Raw genomic sequence first — 16,854 nt, forward strand, 5'->3', positions numbered from 1 at the left:
ACCGAGTCGCATGCTGCCAGACCAACGCTACCAACGCATCCGGGCCTTGCTGGCCAGCTTTCAGCACGTGACCAACGAGCGCATCGCCGACGACCTCAAGGTGTCGCGCGAAACCGTGCGGCGCGATGTGTCGGTTCTCGAATCGTGGGGCGAGTTGCGCCGCGTGTATGGCGGCGTCAAACGCACGGCTCCCGAGCCCGAGCCGCCCTTGCAGCAGCGCGTGAAAACCCAGCGCCCGGAAAAACGCGCCATCGCGCGGGCGGCAGCCAAACTGCTGCGGCCGGGCGACGCGGTGTTCATAGACTCCGGCAGCACCACCTCGCTGCTGGCCGAGGAGCTGGCCAGCTTGCGCGGCCTCACCGTGGTAACCAACTCCTTTGACGTGGCCCTGAAGCTCAGCGTGCCCGATACCCAGGGCCAGCAACGCCACCACGTGCACCTGCTGGGCGGCACCCCGGTGGCGCAGGCGGGGGCGAGTGTGGCCGCAAGTTATGGCGCCAGCACCGTGGCCGAGATCATGCGTTGGCGCATGGACTGGGCGATGTTGTCGCCGGTAGGGGTGTCAGCCGACCAGGGTGCCAGCGACTACGAACCATTTGAGGCGGAAGTCGCCCGCGCCATGGTGACGCAGGCGCAGCACACGGTGATACTCGCCGACCACAGCAAGATAGGCCAACGCAGCCGCACCAGCTTTTGCCCGGTGGATGGCATCTACCAACTGATCAGCGACAAGCGTGCGCGCGGCCTGCCGGCGCTGGCGGCACTCAAAGAAGCGGGTTGCAAGGTGGTGTTGGCTTAAGGCTACGCTGAACAAGTCCCAGCATGCGCGCTCGAGTCAAAAATGAGATGGATTGGCCGCCCGCGTTGTGCAGCACAGGCTCCGTGCCTGTGCAAGCTTTTCGGGTGGTCAAGACACTCATTTTTGGCCGAGCCCTTCGGGGCGTGGCTTTGCGGGCGATCTGCTTTGTCTTGATCCCAGGCAAGCCAGAAGGCTTGCCTTGGGTTTCGCGCCTAGCAGCTCATCCCGCAAAGACACGCCGCGCATGCTGCGACTTATTCAGCGTAGCCTTAAGCTTAATCCGGCAGCGTGAGGTAGCTCTCGGCCAGCGCCAGGAAATCGGCCAGTTGCGGGTCGCAGCCGTTCTCTTCTTGCAAGATGTCGGCCACCGTGGGCGCCAAAGATGCGGCCAACTTGGCATCCAGAAACAACACACGTGCGCGGCGCGCCAACACGTCTTCCACCGTGCGGGCGTACTCAAAACGTGCCGCAAAACGCACCATGGCTTCGGTCAGGCCATGGCCCAATACCCGGTCGGCGCCCGGCATGGCCAGGACACTGGCGCCTTCGGTGCCGTACATGTGTAGACCCGGCGCAGAGTGGATACCCAGGGGCAGCGGCTGGCCGTCACCTTCGCCTATGGTGTTGGTTTTGGGCGCTCCCACCAGCGGCAGTTGCACCGTGCGGCAAGGGCCTGCATTGCGCAGCAGTTGTGCCTCTTCACACTTGGCCAACACATCTTCGGCCATGGCGCGGTAGGTGGTCCATTTGCCACCGGTCACGGTCACCAGGCCGGTCTTGCTGACCAGCACGGTGTGTTCGCGGCTCAGGCCCTTGGTGTTCTCGCCTTCGTCGTCCTGCGGTTTGACCAGCGGGCGCAGGCCGACCCAGACACTCTTCACGTCGGCACGTGTGGGCGCTTTGCGCAGGTAACGCGCCGACTCGCCCAGAATGAAATCAACCTCGGCCTTGAACGGGCGCGGTTCGCGCTGCAGATCGTGGCGTGGTGTGTCGGTGGTGCCCAGAATCGTTTTACCGAGCCATGGCACGGCAAACAGCACGCGGCCGTCTTGTGTTTTGGGCACCAACAGCGCGTGGTCGGTGGGCAGGAATTCACGGTCCACCACCACGTGTACACCCTGGCTGGGCGCCACCATGGGTTTGACCACACGGCCCAGGGCCTCGCCATCTTTGCGGCGGAATTCGTCGACCCACACACCCGCTGCGTTGACCACACAGCGTGCACGCAACTGGTAGGCCTGGCCGGTTTCACGGTCTTCGCAGGCCACGCCGACCACCTTGCCGTTTTCATGCAGCAACTCGGTGGCGGCGCAATAGTTGACCAACAGAGCGCCGTGGGCGGCGGCGGTGCGCGCCAGGGCCAGGGCCAGGCGCGCGTCGTCAAACTGGCCGTCCCAGTATTTCACGCCGCCCTTCAGATGATCTGGTTGGACGGTTGGCAGGTATTGCAGGGTCTGGCCGCGGCCCAGCAACTCGGTGGCGCCAAGGCCGGCCTTGCCCGCCAGCGCGTCGTAGACCTTCAGGCCAACACCGTAAAAAGGGGTCTCCCACAGTTTGTAGGAGGGCATGACAAACGGCAGAGGTTGCGCCAGGTGTGGTGCATTGCGCAACAGCGTGGCGCGCTCATGCAAGGCTTCACGCACCAGGGCGACGTTGCCCTGTGCCAGGTAACGCACACCACCGTGCACCAGCTTGGTCGCACGCGACGAAGTGCCTTTGGCAAAGTCGTGCGATTCCAGCAGCACCACACTCAAGCCCCGTGAAGCAGCGTCCAGCGCCACGCCCAGGCCGGTGGCGCCGCCGCCTATGATGGCCAGGTCAAACACCTGGCTGGTGGACAGCTGCTGCAACCGCTCCATCAGTTCAGATCGGCGGGTGGGTGCGGGCGACAACTCGGAAGGCATATCAGGCGTGCTTCAGCAGGTTCTGTTCAAGAGGGCTTCAGACGCGATGCATCAGAAGCAAAAGAGGTGCAAAGCCAAGCTTGGCCAAGCGGGGGGGACATTCTCGCGCAGGCCAAGCTCACGTGTCGTGGCCTGCGCGAATTCACATACACCCGGGTGCGGCATCTTGCGGGCCATGCCACCTCGGGTGCACATCTCAAGGTCAGCGCACTTTGCCATCCTTCCAGGCCTTGAGCAGCGTGTCGTAGGCGATGGTTTCGCCCTTGGGTTTTTCGTTGGCCAGCTTCTTCCAAGGGGCCGACTTGTCGCTCAGCCACTTGTTCGGGTCACCCTTGGGGTTGAGCTTGGGTGCACACTTGGCCATGCCCGCGCGTTCCAGCCGCGCCATCACCTGGTCCATTTCGTCGGCCAGGGTGTCCATCGCACCTTGTGGGGTCTTCTCACCCGTGACCGCCTGGGCCACGTTCTTCCACCACAGTTGTGCCAGCTTGGGGTAGTCGGGCACGTTGGTGCCGGTAGGTGTCCAGGCCACACGCGCGGGGCTGCGGTAGAACTCCACCAGGCCGCCGAGCTTGGGCGCCATGTCGGTCATGGCTTTGGACTGGATGTCCGACTCGCGGATAGGCGTCAGCCCCATGGTGGTTTTCTTCAGGCTGGTGGTTTTGGACGTGACGAACTGCGCATAAAGCCAGGCTGCTGCCGTCTTGTCCGCATCGTGGGCGGCGAAGAAGGTCCACGAACCCACGTCCTGGTAGCCGTTTTGCATGCCTTGTTTCCAGTACGGACCATTCGGGCCAGGGGCCATGCGCCACTTCGGTGTGCCATCGGCGTTCACCACCGGCAGGCCGGGCTTCACCATGTCGGCGGTGAAGGCGGTGTACCAGAAGATCTGCTGCGCGATCTGGCCCTGGGCGGGCACGGGGCCGGCTTCACCAAAGGTCATGCCGGTGGCTTCCTTGGGCGCGTATTTCTTCATCCAGTCGACGTACTTGGTGAGTGCATAGACTGCGGCCGGCGAGTTGGTGGCACCGCCGCGCGACACCGAGGCGCCCACAGGCGTGCATTTATCGGCCGCGACACGGATGCCCCACTCATCGACCGGCATGCCGTTGGGAATGCCCACGTCTGCAGTGCCGGCCATGGACAACCAGGCATCGGTAAAGCGCCAGCCCAGCGACGGGTCTTTCTTGCCGTAATCCATGTGGCCGTAGATCGGCTTGCCATCGATGTTCTTCACGTCCTCGCTGAAGAACGCGGCGATGTCTTCGTAGGCACTCCAGTTCAGCGGCACGCCCAGGTCGTAGCCGTATTTGGCCTTGAACTTTTCCTTCAGATCAGGCCGCGCAAACAGGTCGGCACGGAACCAATACAGGTTGGCAAATTGCTGGTCGGGCAATTGGTAGAGCTTGCCATCAGGCGCGGTGGTGAAACTGGTGCCGATGAAGTCCTTGATGTCCAGCCCGGGGTTGGTCCACTCCTTGCCCTTGCCGCTCATGTAGTCGGTCAAGTTCATGATCTTGCCGTAGCGGTAGTGTGTGCCGATCAAGTCAGAGTCGCTGATCCAGCCGTCGTAAATCGACTTGCCCGACTGCATCGAGGTCTGCAGCTTTTCGACCACGTCGCCTTCCTGTATCAGGTCGTGTTTGACGGTGATGCCGGTGATCTCGGTAAACGCCTTGGCCAGTGTCTTGCTCTCATACTCGTGTGTGGTGATGGTTTCCGACACCACGGAAATCTCTTTCACGCCCTTGGCTTGCAGCTTCTTGGCCGCGTCGATGAACCACTTCATCTCGGCCATCTGTTGGTCCTTGTTCAGCGTCGACGGCTGGAACTCGCTGTCTATCCATTTCTTCGCCGCCGCTTCATCGGCCCAAGCCGAACCGGCCAACGCATAGGTGGTGGCGATCAGCCACACGGAATAACGCAACTTCATGACTTGTCTCCTGCACGGTTTATAGACATTCCCTCGCACACAAACCAGGCCCGGCCTCGGGAATGAAAGAAGCCGAATCCTCCGAACCCCTCATCCATCTCAACCCTTTTTCATCACCAGCGCCAGCAACAGCATCGACGCCACAAAACTGATCCAGATCGACGGCTCGGCCTCGAGGCCAAACCACTCGGCAAACTTGCCGCTCAGCCCCACAAAGGCCAAGTTGACGTAAGCCGCCGCCAACAAGCCAATAAACAGCCGATCGCCACGTGTCGTCTCCAACGGCAAAAACCCGCGCCGCAAGGTGGTGGGCGACTTGATCTCCCACACCGTCATGCCCAGCAACATGAGCACCACACACGCAAAAAACACCGCGACCGGCAAGGTCCAAGCCATCCACTCAAACATGACTACTCCTCAGACACAAACCAACAACACAGACGCCCCTGCCTTCACCACGGGGCACCGCAGAACTGGCTCCGCCAGGCTGCAGGTGCCGCCCCCTGCAAGGGGGTTGACGCAGCGACACGCAGTGCGCGAAGACTGGGGGTGTTTCACACCCTCCCCATCGCAAAGCCCTTGGCGATGTAGTTGCGTACGAACCAAATGACAATCGCCCCGGGCACAATCGTCAAACACCCTGCCGCCGCCAGCGTCGCCCAGTCCATGCCCGAGGCCGACACCGTGCGCGTCATCGTCGCCACAATCGGCTTGGCGTTCACACTCGTCAAGGTGCGCGCCAGCAGCAGCTCCACCCAACTGAACATGAAGCAAAAGAAGGCCGCGACGCCCACGCCGGCCTTGATCAGCGGCAGGAAAATGGTGAGAAAAAAGCGCGGAAAGCTGTAGCCGTCGATGTAGGCCGTCTCGTCGATCTCACGCGGAATACCGCTCATGAAACCTTCCAGAATCCACACCGCCAGAGGCACGTTGAACAGCAGGTGCGCCAGTGCCACGGCCAGATGGGTGTCCATCAAACCGACGGTGGTGTAGAGCTGAAAAAACGGCAGCAAAAACACGGCCGGCGGCGTCATGCGGTTGGTCAGCAGCCAGAAGAAAACGTGTTTGTCGCCCAGGAAGCTGAAGCGCGAAAACGCATAGGCCGCGGGCAGTGCCACGGTGAGCGAGATCACGGTGTTCATGCCCACGTAGATCAGGCTGTTGATGTAGCCGTCGTACCAGGACGGGTCGGTCAGGATGGTGCGGTAGTTGTCCCAGGTGAAATGCTGCGGCCACAACGAGAAGCTGGCCAGAATTTCGGAGTTGGTCTTGAACGACATGTTGACCATCCAGTAGATGGGCAACAGCGCAAAAATCAAATAGGCGATCAGGAAGATCGTGCGCTTCTGAAAACGGGGCTCATTCATGGCCGCCCTCCTTCTCTTGTGTCCCCACACGCTGCATCCAGTTGTAGAGGATGAAACACAGCAGCAAGATGATCAAAAAGTAGATCAGCGAAAACGCCGCCGCCGGACCCAGGTCAAACTGGCCCACGGCCTTCTGCGTCAGGAACTGCGACAGGAACGTGGTCGCATTACCCGGCCCGCCGCCGGTGAGTACAAAGGGCTCGGTGTAGATCATGAAGCTGTCCATGAAGCGCAGCAGCACCGCAATCATCAATACACCGCGCATCTTCGGCAGTTGGATGTAGCGGAACACGGCGAACTTGCTCGCGCCGTCGATGCGCGCGGCCTGGTAATACGCATCCGGGATGGAACGCAGACCGGCATAACCCAGCAGCGCGACCAGCGGCGTCCAATGCCACACGTCCATCAGCAGCACGGTCAGCCAGGCATGGGTCGCGTTGCCGGTGTAGCTGTAGTCAATGCCCATGCCTTGCAGTGCGGCGCCCATGAGGCCGATGTCGGCCCGGCCAAAGATCTGCCAGATGGTGCCCACCACGTTCCACGGAATCAGCAACGACAGCGACACGATGACCAACACGGCCGAGGCTTTCCAGCCGGTGGCCGGCATAGCCAGCGCCAGCAGAATGCCCAGGGGCAACTCTACGGCCAACACCGCAAGCGAGAACGTGATCTGGCGCCACAGCGCGGCGTGCAGCTCTTCATCGCGCATCACCGAGGCAAACCATTCGGTGCCGACAAATACGCGGCGCTCGGGCGAAATGATGTCTTGCACCGAGTAGTTGACTACGGTCATCAGCGGCACGATGGCTGAGAAGGCCACGCAGATCAGCACCGGCAGAATCAGCAACCAGGCTTTCTGGTTCACAGGTTTGGTGGTCGTGCTCATTGCACAATCTCCTCATTGGCATAAAAGCAGGTGTGTTCACCCAGCACCTGCAGCCACACGGTGTCGCCCACTTGCAGGCGCTCGGCGTCCTGACTCAGCCGGGCTTTGAGGCGTACATCGGGCGCGCCGCTGACCCCAGCCGTCAACATCACATGGGTGCCCACGTCCTGCAGCGTTTGCACCACCATGGGCAGGGCGCCCGGGCCATAAGGCGACACAACCCGCGCGTACTCTGGCCGCACACCCAGCTTGAGCGGACCCTTGGGCAAGGCACGCGGCAGCGGCAGGCGCGCATCAAAAATCTGCAGCGCATCACCCACCACTTCGGCCGGCAAGAAGTTCATGCCCGGGGAGCCGATGAAGTGCCCGACAAAAGTGTGGCTGGGCCGCTCGAACAGCGCATCGGCCGAGCCCATTTGCATGGCACGGCCACGGCTCATCACCACCACCTGCTGCGCGAAGGTCAGCGCCTCCACCTGGTCGTGTGTGACGTAGATCAGCGTGAGCTTCAACTCGCGGTGGATCTGCTTGAGCTTGCGCCGCAACTGCCATTTCAGGTGCGGGTCGATCACGGTCAGCGGCTCGTCGAACAACACGGCAGATACATCCGGGCGCACCAATCCGCGCCCCAGGGATATCTTTTGCTTGGCATCGGCCGCCAGGCCGGCCGCGCGTTGGTTGAGTTGGCCGCTGAGTTCCAGCATCTCGGCAATCGCGCCCACACGCTGCTTGATCTGGTCGGCGGGCACACCACGGTTGCGCAGCGGAAAAGCCAGGTTCTCGGCTACGGTCATGGTGTCGTAGATCACCGGAAACTGGAACACCTGGGCGATGTTGCGCTCCTGGGGTGTGGCGCGGGTCATGTCTTTACCGTCAAACGTCACCGTGCCGGTGGACGGCACCAACAGGCCCGACATGATGTTGAGCATGGTGGTTTTTCCACAGCCCGAGGGGCCTAGCAACGCATAGGCGCCACCGTCCTCAAACGTCATCTTCAACGGCAGCAAGGCATAGTCGCTGTCTTGCGTGGGGTTGGGCCGGTAGGCGTGCGCCAGGTCAAGCTGTATGCGGGCCATCAAGCAGCTCCCAAAACGTGCGGATGGACCAGCGGCGCGCGCAGCAATTGCTCGGCCGCATCAAACACATACACCTGCGCCGGGCTGAAGTGCAGTGTGATGTTGGCACCCAGTTCGAAGTAATGCACACCCGTGAGTTGCGCCACCAGTTCACCGGCCGGTGTGGCCACGTGCACAAAGGTGTCGGAACCCGAAATTTCGGCCAGCTCCACCTGCCCGGCCAACGACACGTCATCGGGCCGTGACTGCAGCCGCAAAGCACTGGCACGCAGACCCACCGTGACCTGCCCTTGGGCGGCCATCTCGGCGATCTGCAACTTCGGGCCCGCCTTTAACTGCACACCATCGGCCACCAGGGTGCCGGGCACCAGGTTCATAGGCGGGTCGCTGAAGGCACGCGCCACCCGCAGCGAGTTGGGCCGGTGAAACACCTCGGCCGTGGGGCCGTATTGCAGCAGTTCACCAGCATCCAGCACCGCCGTGTAGCCGCCCAGCAGCAGGGCTTCGCCAGGCTCGGTTGTGGCATAAATCACGGTGGCATTGGAAGCGGCAAACACTGCGCTGAGTTCGTCACGCAACTCTTCACGCAGCTTGTAGTCGAGGTTGACCAGGGGCTCGTCCAGCAGCATCAGCGGTGCCTCTTTGGCGAGTGCGCGGGCCAGGGCCACACGTTGTTGCTGGCCGCCAGACAACTCGGCCGGATAACGGTCGAGGAACATCTCGATGTGCAGCTTCTCGGCCAACTCCTGCACCCGCTGCTGCACATTCTTTTGCCCGCGCAACTTCAGCGGCGAAGCGATGTTGTCGCGCACCTTGAGCGAGGGGTAGTTGATGAACTGCTGGTACACCATGGCCACGTTGCGCTCGCGCACCGGCTGGCCCGTGACGTTGACGCCGTCGACCCGCACCTCGCCATGCGTGGGCACATCCAGCCCGGCCATGATGCGCATCAAGCTGGTTTTACCGGCCTGGGTCGCCCCCAGCAACACCGTGACCGCGCCCATTTGGGGCGCTAGGCTCATGTTGTAAAGCCAGGTCTGGGGACCGGCCTTTTTGACAATACCCTGCAACGACAGCTGCATCCGCGCCTCTTTTTTGTGTGATTTCGGTTATGGTCCGAGTGTTCCGGTTCTTTCGTTTTTGCAAATTATTGTTCGCATTTAGGGGGCCACTCTTGGTGACAACCCTTAATCATTTTCCTTTCTTTTCGTTTTAGAGTCACCTAGACGACATTACAGTTACAAGCTTTCCCCCACTTCAGCCCAGCCGTGAGTCCCAATCCCCGCCAGTTATTGCTTTTGCAAGCCGTCCGTAGCCAGGGTTCGGTGATGCTCGACGACCTCGCCACCACCCTCAAGGTCACGCTGCAGACCGTGCGCCGCGACGTGCAGCGCCTGGCCGATGAAGGTCTGTTGGCGCGCTTTCACGGCGGCGTGCGGGTACCCAGTTCCACCACCGAAAACATTGGCCATCAGCAGCGCGAAAGCCTCAACGCCGATGGCAAGGCGCGTATCGCCTGGGCGGTGGCGCAGGAGGTGCCCAACGACTGCTCATTGATCCTGAACATAGGCACCACCACCGAGGCGATTGCCAAGGCGCTGCTGCAGCACACCGGGCTGCGCGTCATCACCAACAACCTCAACGTGGCGCTGATCCTGAGCGCCAACCCGTCGTGCGAAGTGATAGTCGCCGGCGGCGTGCTGCGCGGGCGCGACCGGGGCGTGGTGGGCGAGGCGGCGATTGATTTCATCCGCCAGTTCAAGGTGGACATTGCGCTCATCGGCATCTCGGGCATCGAGGTCGACGGCTCGCTGCGCGACTACGATTTCCGCGAGGTGAAGGTGACCCAGGCCATCATGGCGCATGCACGCGAGGTCTGGCTGGCAGCCGACCACAGCAAGTTCAACCGCCTGGCGATGGCCCAGGTCAGCACACTCTCCAGCATCGACCGCCTGTTCACCGATGCGCCCGTGCCCGAGCCCTTTCCGGCATTGCTGCGCGACGCGCAGGTGCGCTCCCATGTTGCGGCATCATTGCCAGCAACAACACACTCATCGAAAAAGAAACCGTGACGTTCCCGCCAGGGACCGCAGCCACTGTTTGAAAGCCTGCTCATGACCTATCTTCTCGCCCTGGACCAGGGCACCTCCAGCTCGCGCAGCATTGTGTTCAACGCCGACGGCCAGATCGTCGCCCAGGCGCAGCTGGAACTGCCGCAAATTTATCCCCAGCCCGGCTGGGTAGAGCACGACCCCATGGAGATCTGGCGCACCCAGCTCGCCACCGCCAAGGAGGCCCTGCACAAGGCCCGCATCACGGCACGCGAGGTGCGCGCATTGGGCATTACCAACCAGCGCGAAACCACGGTGCTGTGGAACCGCAAAACGGGTCTGCCGATCCACCATGCCATCGTCTGGCAGGACCGCCGTGCCGAGCCGGCCTGCGCCAAGCTACGCGAAGACGGCTGGGCCGACAAGATCCAGGAAAAAACCGGCCTGCTGATCGATGCCTATTTCTCCGGCACCAAGCTGCAATGGCTGCTGGACCATGTGCCCGGTGCACGCGAGCAGGCCGAACGCGGTGAACTCGCGTTTGGCACGGTCGATAGCTGGCTGATGTGGCAACTCACCCAAGGCCGCGTGCACGTAACCGACGTGAGCAATGCTTCACGCACCATGCTGTTCAATATTCGCAAAAACGACTGGGATGACGAGTTGCTCGCGCTGCTGCGTATTCCGCGCGCGGTGTTGCCTGCGGTCAACCCTTCTAGCACCCATTTCGGCGACACCACCGCCGAGTTGCTGGGTGGCAGCATTCCGATCGGCGGTGTCGCCGGCGACCAGCAAAGCGCCCTCTTCGGCCAGGCCTGCTTCAAGGCCGGCATGGCGAAAAACACCTACGGCACCGGCTGCTTCATGCTGATGCACACCGGCAACGTGTTCCAGACCTCACGCAACGGCCTGCTCACCACCAGTGCGGCCCAGCCCAACCCCAAAACAGCCTACGCGCTGGAAGGCAGCGTGTTTGTCGGTGGCGCCGTGGTGCAGTGGCTGCGCGACGGCCTGCAAGCAATTCAGAACAGCGGCGAAGTGCAGGCCTTGGCCGAAAGCGTGCCCGACTCGGGCGGAGTGATGATGGTGCCGGCCTTCACCGGCCTGGGCGCGCCCTACTGGCAGCCCGATGCACGTGGCACCATTACCGGGCTGACACGCGGCACCACCATCGCCCACATTGCACGCGCCGCGCTGGAGAGCATCGCCTACCAGAGCGCCGCCCTGCTGCAGGCCATGAGCCGCGATGCCGTGGCCGCCGGTGCGGCGCCGGTGTCTGAGCTGCGGGTCGACGGCGGCGCCTGTGTGAACAACCTGCTGATGCAGTTCCAGGCCGACCTGCTGGGCATTCCGGTGATACGCCCCGTGATCACCGAAACCACCGCCCTGGGCGCAGCCTACCTGGCCGGACTGTCGACCGGCGTGTTCCGCGACACCGAGGCGCTGGCCGAACTCTGGCGCGCCGAGCGGCGCTTCATGCCCACACAAAGCCAGGCACGCGCCGCCGAGCGCATGGCACAGTGGGAACATGCGGTGCGCCAAGCTGCCTTACCTGCTACGACGGCATAGACTTTCGACAGAAACGGCTGCGTGGCCTGTCTAAACTGGGGGGCATGACGAATGCTCTCTGCTCCACGTTTCGGGCCACCTCCACGGTGGCGCTATGTTTGTCACTGCTGGCCTGTGCCACAGGGCAGCCCACGCCGCCCAGCACCCCACCCACCACGCCTCTCACCCTGCATTTGCGGCTGATTGGCGAAACCTCGCTGCCGCACCGCCTCAACTACCAAGGCACGACGGTGGGCGGGCTCTCGGCACTGGACTACGACCCGGTCAAGAACCTCTGGTTCGCGCTCAGCGACGACCGCTCCGATCTGCAGCCCGCGCGCTTCTACAGCATGCGCCTGGCGATCACGGCTGAGGGCATTGCGCCGCCACAACTGGTGGGCGTGACCACACTGCGCCAGGCCGATGGCCAAGCCTTCCCGAGCCGTCGCCAGGAACCCAATGGTGTGGTGCCCGACCCCGAGGGCCTGCGCTGGCGCGCACAAACCGGCACGCTGTTATGGAGCAGTGAAGGTGATATCCAACACGGCACCGACCCTTCGGTATGTGAAATGCGGCCCGACGGCACACATCTGCGCTGCTTAGACTTGCCCGCCCATTTGCGCGCCGACCGCACGGGCGCCAGCGGCCCGCGCGACAACCTCACGCTGGAAGGCCTGGCCACCACCCCAGACGGCCGTGGCGTCTGGGCCGCGATGGAAAACGCCCTGGTGCAAGACGGCCCCATGCCCACACTCAACGCGCCGGGTGGCCCCAGCCGCATCACGCTGTTCGACGTGGGCAGCGGCAAACCCGTGGCGCAGCGCGCCTACGTCACCGACGCCATTCCCGCAGCCCCCGTGCCGCCGCAAACCTTTGCCGACAATGGCATCAGCGAGATCCTGGCCATCGATGCCTTCCGCTTGCTGGTGCTCGAACGCTCCTTCACGGCCGGCGTGGGCAACAGCCTGCGCCTGTACCAGGTGGACACACGCGACGGCAGCGACACGCTGCAGCAAGACACCCTGGCGCCCGGCACCTGGCAGCCCATGCGCAAAACCCTGGTGGCCAATCTGGACGACTTTGTCGCCCTGAATGGCCAGCCGCGCCCCGGCCTGCGCCGCCTGGACAACACCGAGGGCATGGCCTGGGGGCCGCGCATCATGGGCAAAAATGGCCGCCCTGGCCCGCGTACACTCGTGTTGATCAGTGACGACAATTTCAACGCGCGTCAAACCACCCAGATCATTGCGTTCGAGTTTCTTGAGTCTGCTCCATGACCTCTACCCCTGCTTCCAACACCACCTCCACCGGCTCCTTTCTGGCCGCCAATGAAAAAATCGCCTTTATCGGCGGTGGCAATATGAGCAGCGCCATCATCGGCGGGCTGCTCAAAAGCGGCCTCATGCCCGCACAGGTGCTGGTGGTTGAACCCTGGGACGAAGCCCGCGCGCGTTTGCTCAAAGACTTTGCCATCAGCGCACAAGCGCAAGCCGATGCCAGCTTGCAAGAAGCCAGTTTGGTGGTCTGGGGCGTGAAGCCACAAACCTTCCATGAAGCCGCACAGGCCAGCGCCGCACACACCGCCTCGGCCCTGCACTTGAGCGTGGCCGCCGGCATACGCAGCGACAGCATTGCGCGCTGGCTGGGCACCGAGCGTGTGGTGCGCGCCATGCCCAACACACCCGCACTGATTGGCAAAGGCATGACCGGCCTGTACGCCGGCGGCAAAGTCGATACACAAGACCGCACACGGGTCGAACAAGTACTGGCCTCCACCGGCGGCTTGTTGTGGGTGGACGCCGAAGCCAAGCTCGACGCCGTGACCGCCGTCTCGGGCTCCGGCCCGGCCTACGTTTTCTACTTCATGGAATCCATGGTGCAAGCCGGTGTGGACATGGGTCTCACGCCTGAACAGGCCAAGACCTTGGCCCTGGGAACCTTCACGGGTGCAGCCGAGCTGGCCAGCCGCTCCAGCGAACCACTGGAAACACTGCGCCAACGCGTCACCTCCAAGGGCGGCACCACCTACGCGGCCATCAGCGCCATGGAGCAGGACGAGGTGAAGCGCCAGATCGTCAGCGCCGTGCGTGCCGCAGAAAAGCGCGCCGGTGAATTGGGCGACGAGTTCGGCAAACCCTGAGCGGCTGGCTCTGCAATGACGCTGCGTTTCCTGGACTTTGACTACAGCGAAGACGATGCCGGCAACGGCGTGTTCGATGCCTTGGCCGCCGTATGGCCGGACCAGGTCGCCACGCTGCATGCCGAAGTCACGCGTGTCCTGACCTGGGCCTACGAACAGTTTCCCGACGGCCATGGGCCTCTAGACGAGGGCGGCGAATGGGACTACGACCTCAGCGGCACACAAGAGTCCAGCGGCATACAACTGCTGACCTTCGACGTTGAAACCCAAAGCCTCAGCATCACACCGGGCCAGCCTGGAAGATTGCGCTATACGCTGAGTCTGTCGCTCAGCGGCACGCCGGCGTTCTGCGCCGCGTTGCGCGAGCAGTTTGCGATGGACGCAGACTTCTAAGGGCCGCTAAACGTCCAGTCCCTGCGGAAACAGGCTTTTGCCGCGCTGCCGCAGCAAATCGACAATGTGCGCCGCCGCTGGCGACAGATACCCCTCGCGCCGCACCGTCACCCCCAATTGGCGCCGCAGCGTGGTGTTCTTCAGCCGCACTTCTTTGAGCGTGTTGCCGCGCTGCAGCGACAGCGTGTAGCGCGACACAAAGCTCAGCAAATCGGTGCGCGCAATCATGCGCGGCAACAAGGCGATGGAGCTGGCCTCGATCTGCACGCTGGGGTTGGCCAGACCATTTTGGGCGAACGCCATGTCCAGCCACTGGCGGCTCGGGATGTTGCCGGCCGGTAGCGCCCACGGGTAGGCCAGCAGCGAAGCCATGGTGATGCGCGTTTGCTGAAACACCGGGTGTGTGCGACTCGCAGCCACCACCACCACGTCTTCGATCACCGGGTAGGAAACGGTGCTGGGGTCGCCATCCACCGTCAAGCCGATGAGCAGGTCAATCTTGCCCTCGCGCAATTGCTCACGCAGCTCAAAACTCGGGCCCACCACGATGCTGATGGTGGTCTTAAGGCCGTCGGCCAAGGCCAGGCTGCAAAGCTCGGGCAACAAGTGGTCGGCCGCCACCGGGCCACTGCCAATGCGCACGTGGCCGGCGTGGCCCTGCGCAAACTCTTGCACCTGGCGCACCGCATCTTCGGCGGACTGGCGCAACGCACGTGCGCGCGCCAGCAGCACCTCGCCCACGGGCGTGAGCTTCACACCGCGCCCCACGCGTTCAAACAGCGGGCTGCCAAACGCCTCTTCGAGCCGCTGAATGCACTTGGTCAGCGCGGGCTGGCTGCGCGCCAGATGGTCGGCGGCATTACCCAAGTGGCCCATTTCGGCCGCAGTTTCAAAATAACGCAGGTCGCGCAGGTGCAGGTCCATCTCTTCACCAAAAGTAATCGTTTGATCAACATTATCGAATAGACGGAATGAATGCAAATTTCCAGAATCGTGCCCATTGAGACAACATCAACGAAACAACGCGCCATGGCTTTCACCATTTTCGTCACCGCCCCCAAGCTGGCCGCCGCTGGCCTGCGCATACTGGAAGAGGCACATTGCCGGGTGCTGTTCATGCAAGACGGCAACTGCGTTGCCGAGGTTGAGGCCACCATGGCGCGTGAACCCATAGCCGCCGTGATTTCGCGCACAGTGGAACTCTCGGCCACGGCCATCGCCTCATGCCCCACGCTCAAGGTGATTTCCAAACACGGCGTGGGCGTGAGCAACATCGACGTGGCGGCAGCCTCGGCACGCCGCATTCCGGTCTACGTGACCCCCGGTGCCAACGCGCAATCGGTGGCTGAACTCACCCTCGGCCTGATGCTGGCCGCGGCACGCAAGATCCCCACACTTGACCGCGAGTTACACGCCGGCCGCTGGAGCCGCGCGCAAGACGGCCTGCAACTCGCCGGGCGGCGCCTGGGCCTGGTGGGCTTTGGCCAGGTGGGCCAGCGTGTGGCGCAGGTGGCGCAAGTGCTGGGCATGGAGGTGCATGCGTTTGATCCCGCACTGAACTCAACATTAAGTGGTACGAGTCCCGTGCCGGGCGTGATCTTGCATCGCACGCTGGACGCTTTGCTGCCTCTCAGCGACGTGCTGAGCCTGCACGTGCCGCTCAACAGCCACACCCGCAACCTGCTGAATGCCCAACGCCTGGCGCTACTGCCACACGGCGCGGTGCTGGTGAACACCGCCCGTGGCGAAGTGGTGGACGAACCCGCCCTGGTGGCCGCCTTGCGCTCGGGTGCGCTGTTCGCCGCCGGGCTGGACACCATGGCCGTGGAGCCGTTGCCCGCAGACAGCCCATTGGCGGCGCTGCCCAACGTCGTGCTGACCCCCCATGTCGGCGGCTCCACCGCCGCTGCCCTAGACAACATGGCCGCAGGCGCCGCACACAACGTGCTCGGCTTCTTGCGTGCTCAAGTCCCGCAGGTCTCGGCCTGCGTCAACCCCAGCGTCTTCGAACCTGTTCAAGGAATGACCGCATGAATACCGCAAAATCCTGGCCCCCGGGCTACCGCATCCACCCCCGCGCGGAAGGCCCGGCCGCCGAGATCGTGGCCGCTTTCAAAGAAATGCCCGTGGCCGCGATTGGCGATTCGATGAGCCGCAACGTCGGCACCGTGGGCCTGCGCCAGTACCACGCGCGGCTCGACAGCGTGCTGTGCGGCCCCGCCGTGACGGTGCGTGTGCGCCCCGGCGACAACCTGATGATCCACAAGGCGCTGATGATGGTGCAGCCCGGCGACGTGTTGGTGATCGACGGCGGCGGCGACGTGTCGCAAGCCCTGGTCGGCGGGCTGATGCGCACCACGTGTCTGTTCAAGAAGCTGGGCGGCCTGGTGATAGACGGCGCCATCCGCGACCTGACCGAATGGGCCGAAGATGGCATGCCGATCTTCGCCAAGGGCCACACCCACCGTGGCCCGAGCAAAGATGGCCCGGGCGAAGTCAACGTGCCGGTGTCGTGCGCCGGCCTGGTGGTGATGCCGGGCGACCTGGTGGTGGGCGATGCCGATGGTGTGATCGCCGTGCCCGCCGCCGAGGCCGCCGACGTGCTGCTCAAGACCCGCGCGCACCTGGCCAAGGAAGCCAAGATTCGCGAGACCAACCGCACCGGCACCGCCGACCCCGAACGTTTTGATGCCGTACTGCGCGAGAAGGGGCTGCCCATCTAACGCTGCCCCTTCAACCCAAACGCCCCCGCCACAC

Annotated in this window: 16 protein-coding genes; 8 read left to right on the forward strand and 8 right to left on the reverse strand. The window is 63.3% G+C overall.

The features are described from left to right. The first annotated feature begins 10 nt into the window (after positions 1 to 10). Positions 11 to 799 (forward strand): DeoR/GlpR family DNA-binding transcription regulator, encoded by a 789-nt coding sequence (locus ACFQ95_RS12140; RefSeq protein ID WP_422831252.1) that lies wholly within the window; start codon positions 11 to 13, stop codon positions 797 to 799. 275 nt (positions 800 to 1,074) lie between these two features. On the opposite strand, the gene ACFQ95_RS12145 is transcribed toward ACFQ95_RS12140, so the two are convergent. The 7 genes from ACFQ95_RS12145 to ACFQ95_RS12175 form a co-directional block, all read right to left on the reverse strand. Next, complete coding sequence (locus ACFQ95_RS12145) at positions 1,075 to 2,703, reverse strand: FAD-dependent oxidoreductase (RefSeq protein WP_422831253.1); 1,629 nt, start codon at positions 2,701 to 2,703, stop codon at positions 1,075 to 1,077. Between the two features lie 202 nt (positions 2,704 to 2,905). Then, positions 2,906 to 4,636, reverse strand: a complete 1,731-nt coding sequence (locus ACFQ95_RS12150) for an ABC transporter substrate-binding protein (protein WP_422831255.1) — start codon at positions 4,634 to 4,636, stop codon at positions 2,906 to 2,908. Between the two features lie 99 nt (positions 4,637 to 4,735). Continuing rightward, entirely contained in the window at positions 4,736 to 5,044 is a 309-nt protein-coding gene (locus tag ACFQ95_RS12155) for a DUF2160 domain-containing protein (RefSeq protein ID WP_422831257.1), read from the reverse strand. A 146-nt stretch (positions 5,045 to 5,190) separates the two neighbouring features. Then, on the reverse strand, positions 5,191 to 6,003 hold the full coding sequence (locus ACFQ95_RS12160; protein WP_422831258.1) for a carbohydrate ABC transporter permease: 813 nt from the start codon (positions 6,001 to 6,003) through the stop codon (positions 5,191 to 5,193). Then, complete coding sequence (locus ACFQ95_RS12165) at positions 5,996 to 6,889, reverse strand: carbohydrate ABC transporter permease (RefSeq protein WP_422831259.1); 894 nt, start codon at positions 6,887 to 6,889, stop codon at positions 5,996 to 5,998. The genes ACFQ95_RS12160 and ACFQ95_RS12165 overlap by 8 nt, the downstream gene beginning before the upstream one ends. Then, positions 6,886 to 7,965, reverse strand: a complete 1,080-nt coding sequence (locus ACFQ95_RS12170) for an ABC transporter ATP-binding protein (protein WP_422831261.1) — start codon at positions 7,963 to 7,965, stop codon at positions 6,886 to 6,888. Before ACFQ95_RS12170 ends, ACFQ95_RS12165 begins: the two co-directional genes overlap by 4 nt. Continuing rightward, positions 7,965 to 9,047 (reverse strand): ABC transporter ATP-binding protein, encoded by a 1,083-nt coding sequence (locus ACFQ95_RS12175; RefSeq protein ID WP_422831263.1) that lies wholly within the window; start codon positions 9,045 to 9,047, stop codon positions 7,965 to 7,967. Before ACFQ95_RS12175 ends, ACFQ95_RS12170 begins: the two co-directional genes overlap by 1 nt. 186 nt (positions 9,048 to 9,233) lie before the next feature. On the opposite strand from ACFQ95_RS12175, the gene ACFQ95_RS12180 reads away from it, so the two are divergent. Genes ACFQ95_RS12180 through ACFQ95_RS12200 form a run of 5 tightly spaced genes read left to right on the forward strand, consistent with a single transcriptional unit; the run spans position 9,234 to position 14,097 of the window. Further along, positions 9,234 to 10,037, forward strand: coding sequence for a DeoR/GlpR family DNA-binding transcription regulator (locus ACFQ95_RS12180; protein ID WP_422831264.1), 804 nt, complete (start codon positions 9,234 to 9,236; stop codon positions 10,035 to 10,037). A 42-nt stretch (positions 10,038 to 10,079) separates the two neighbouring features. After that, positions 10,080 to 11,585 carry a glycerol kinase GlpK gene (gene glpK / locus ACFQ95_RS12185; RefSeq protein ID WP_422831266.1) on the forward strand — a complete coding sequence of 502 codons (1,506 nt, stop codon included), beginning with the start codon at positions 10,080 to 10,082 and terminating at the stop codon, positions 11,583 to 11,585. Between the two features lie 44 nt (positions 11,586 to 11,629). Then, on the forward strand, positions 11,630 to 12,841 hold the full coding sequence (locus tag ACFQ95_RS12190; RefSeq protein WP_422831268.1) for an esterase-like activity of phytase family protein: 1,212 nt from the start codon (positions 11,630 to 11,632) through the stop codon (positions 12,839 to 12,841). Further along, on the forward strand, positions 12,838 to 13,704 hold the full coding sequence (gene proC / locus ACFQ95_RS12195; protein ID WP_422831269.1) for a pyrroline-5-carboxylate reductase: 867 nt from the start codon (positions 12,838 to 12,840) through the stop codon (positions 13,702 to 13,704). Before ACFQ95_RS12190 ends, proC begins: the two co-directional genes overlap by 4 nt. A gap of 15 nt (positions 13,705 to 13,719) precedes the next feature. Further along, the gene (locus tag ACFQ95_RS12200) at positions 13,720 to 14,097 is read left to right on the forward strand and encodes a hypothetical protein (RefSeq protein WP_422831271.1); all 378 of its coding nucleotides are present in this window, start codon (positions 13,720 to 13,722) and stop codon (positions 14,095 to 14,097) included. A gap of 6 nt (positions 14,098 to 14,103) precedes the next feature. Here the strand turns inward: ACFQ95_RS12200 and ACFQ95_RS12205 are convergent, their stop codons facing one another. Beyond that, positions 14,104 to 15,021, reverse strand: a complete 918-nt coding sequence (locus tag ACFQ95_RS12205) for a LysR family transcriptional regulator (protein WP_422831272.1) — start codon at positions 15,019 to 15,021, stop codon at positions 14,104 to 14,106. A gap of 105 nt (positions 15,022 to 15,126) precedes the next feature. On the opposite strand from ACFQ95_RS12205, the gene ACFQ95_RS12210 reads away from it, so the two are divergent. After that, a complete protein-coding gene (locus tag ACFQ95_RS12210; protein WP_422831274.1) occupies positions 15,127 to 16,131 on the forward strand; it encodes a hydroxyacid dehydrogenase in 1,005 nt (334 codons plus the stop codon). Continuing rightward, positions 16,128 to 16,820: an RraA family protein gene (locus ACFQ95_RS12215; protein ID WP_422831275.1), complete on the forward strand. Its 693-nt coding sequence runs from the start codon at positions 16,128 to 16,130 to the stop codon at positions 16,818 to 16,820. Before ACFQ95_RS12210 ends, ACFQ95_RS12215 begins: the two co-directional genes overlap by 4 nt. Positions 16,821 to 16,854: the final 34 nt, after the last annotated feature.

The sequence above is a fragment of the Variovorax sp. HJSM1_2 genome (genome assembly GCF_049316285.1).
Lineage (GTDB): Bacteria > Pseudomonadota > Gammaproteobacteria > Burkholderiales > Burkholderiaceae_C > Rhodoferax_B.

Bases quoted from the DNA above. Each gene is read 5' to 3' on its own strand.
- ACFQ95_RS12165 (WP_422831259.1), bottom strand. From the start codon at position 6,889: ATGAGCACGACCACCAAACCTGTGAACCAGAAAGCCTGGTTGCTGATT.
- glpK (WP_422831266.1), top strand. From the start codon at position 10,080: ATGACCTATCTTCTCGCCCTGGACCAGGGCACCTCCAGCTCGCGCAGC.
- ACFQ95_RS12150 (WP_422831255.1), bottom strand. From the start codon at position 4,636: ATGAAGTTGCGTTATTCCGTGTGGCTGATCGCCACCACCTATGCGTTG.
- proC (WP_422831269.1), top strand. From the start codon at position 12,838: ATGACCTCTACCCCTGCTTCCAACACCACCTCCACCGGCTCCTTTCTG.
- ACFQ95_RS12160 (WP_422831258.1), bottom strand. From the start codon at position 6,003: ATGAATGAGCCCCGTTTTCAGAAGCGCACGATCTTCCTGATCGCCTAT.
- ACFQ95_RS12175 (WP_422831263.1), bottom strand. From the start codon at position 9,047: ATGCAGCTGTCGTTGCAGGGTATTGTCAAAAAGGCCGGTCCCCAGACC.
- ACFQ95_RS12190 (WP_422831268.1), top strand. From the start codon at position 11,630: ATGACGAATGCTCTCTGCTCCACGTTTCGGGCCACCTCCACGGTGGCG.
- ACFQ95_RS12210 (WP_422831274.1), top strand. From the start codon at position 15,127: ATGGCTTTCACCATTTTCGTCACCGCCCCCAAGCTGGCCGCCGCTGGC.
- ACFQ95_RS12155 (WP_422831257.1), bottom strand. From the start codon at position 5,044: ATGTTTGAGTGGATGGCTTGGACCTTGCCGGTCGCGGTGTTTTTTGCG.
- ACFQ95_RS12205 (WP_422831272.1), bottom strand. From the start codon at position 15,021: ATGGACCTGCACCTGCGCGACCTGCGTTATTTTGAAACTGCGGCCGAA.
- ACFQ95_RS12200 (WP_422831271.1), top strand. From the start codon at position 13,720: ATGACGCTGCGTTTCCTGGACTTTGACTACAGCGAAGACGATGCCGGC.
- ACFQ95_RS12140 (WP_422831252.1), top strand. From the start codon at position 11: ATGCTGCCAGACCAACGCTACCAACGCATCCGGGCCTTGCTGGCCAGC.
- ACFQ95_RS12215 (WP_422831275.1), top strand. From the start codon at position 16,128: ATGAATACCGCAAAATCCTGGCCCCCGGGCTACCGCATCCACCCCCGC.
- ACFQ95_RS12170 (WP_422831261.1), bottom strand. From the start codon at position 7,965: ATGGCCCGCATACAGCTTGACCTGGCGCACGCCTACCGGCCCAACCCC.
- ACFQ95_RS12145 (WP_422831253.1), bottom strand. From the start codon at position 2,703: ATGCCTTCCGAGTTGTCGCCCGCACCCACCCGCCGATCTGAACTGATG.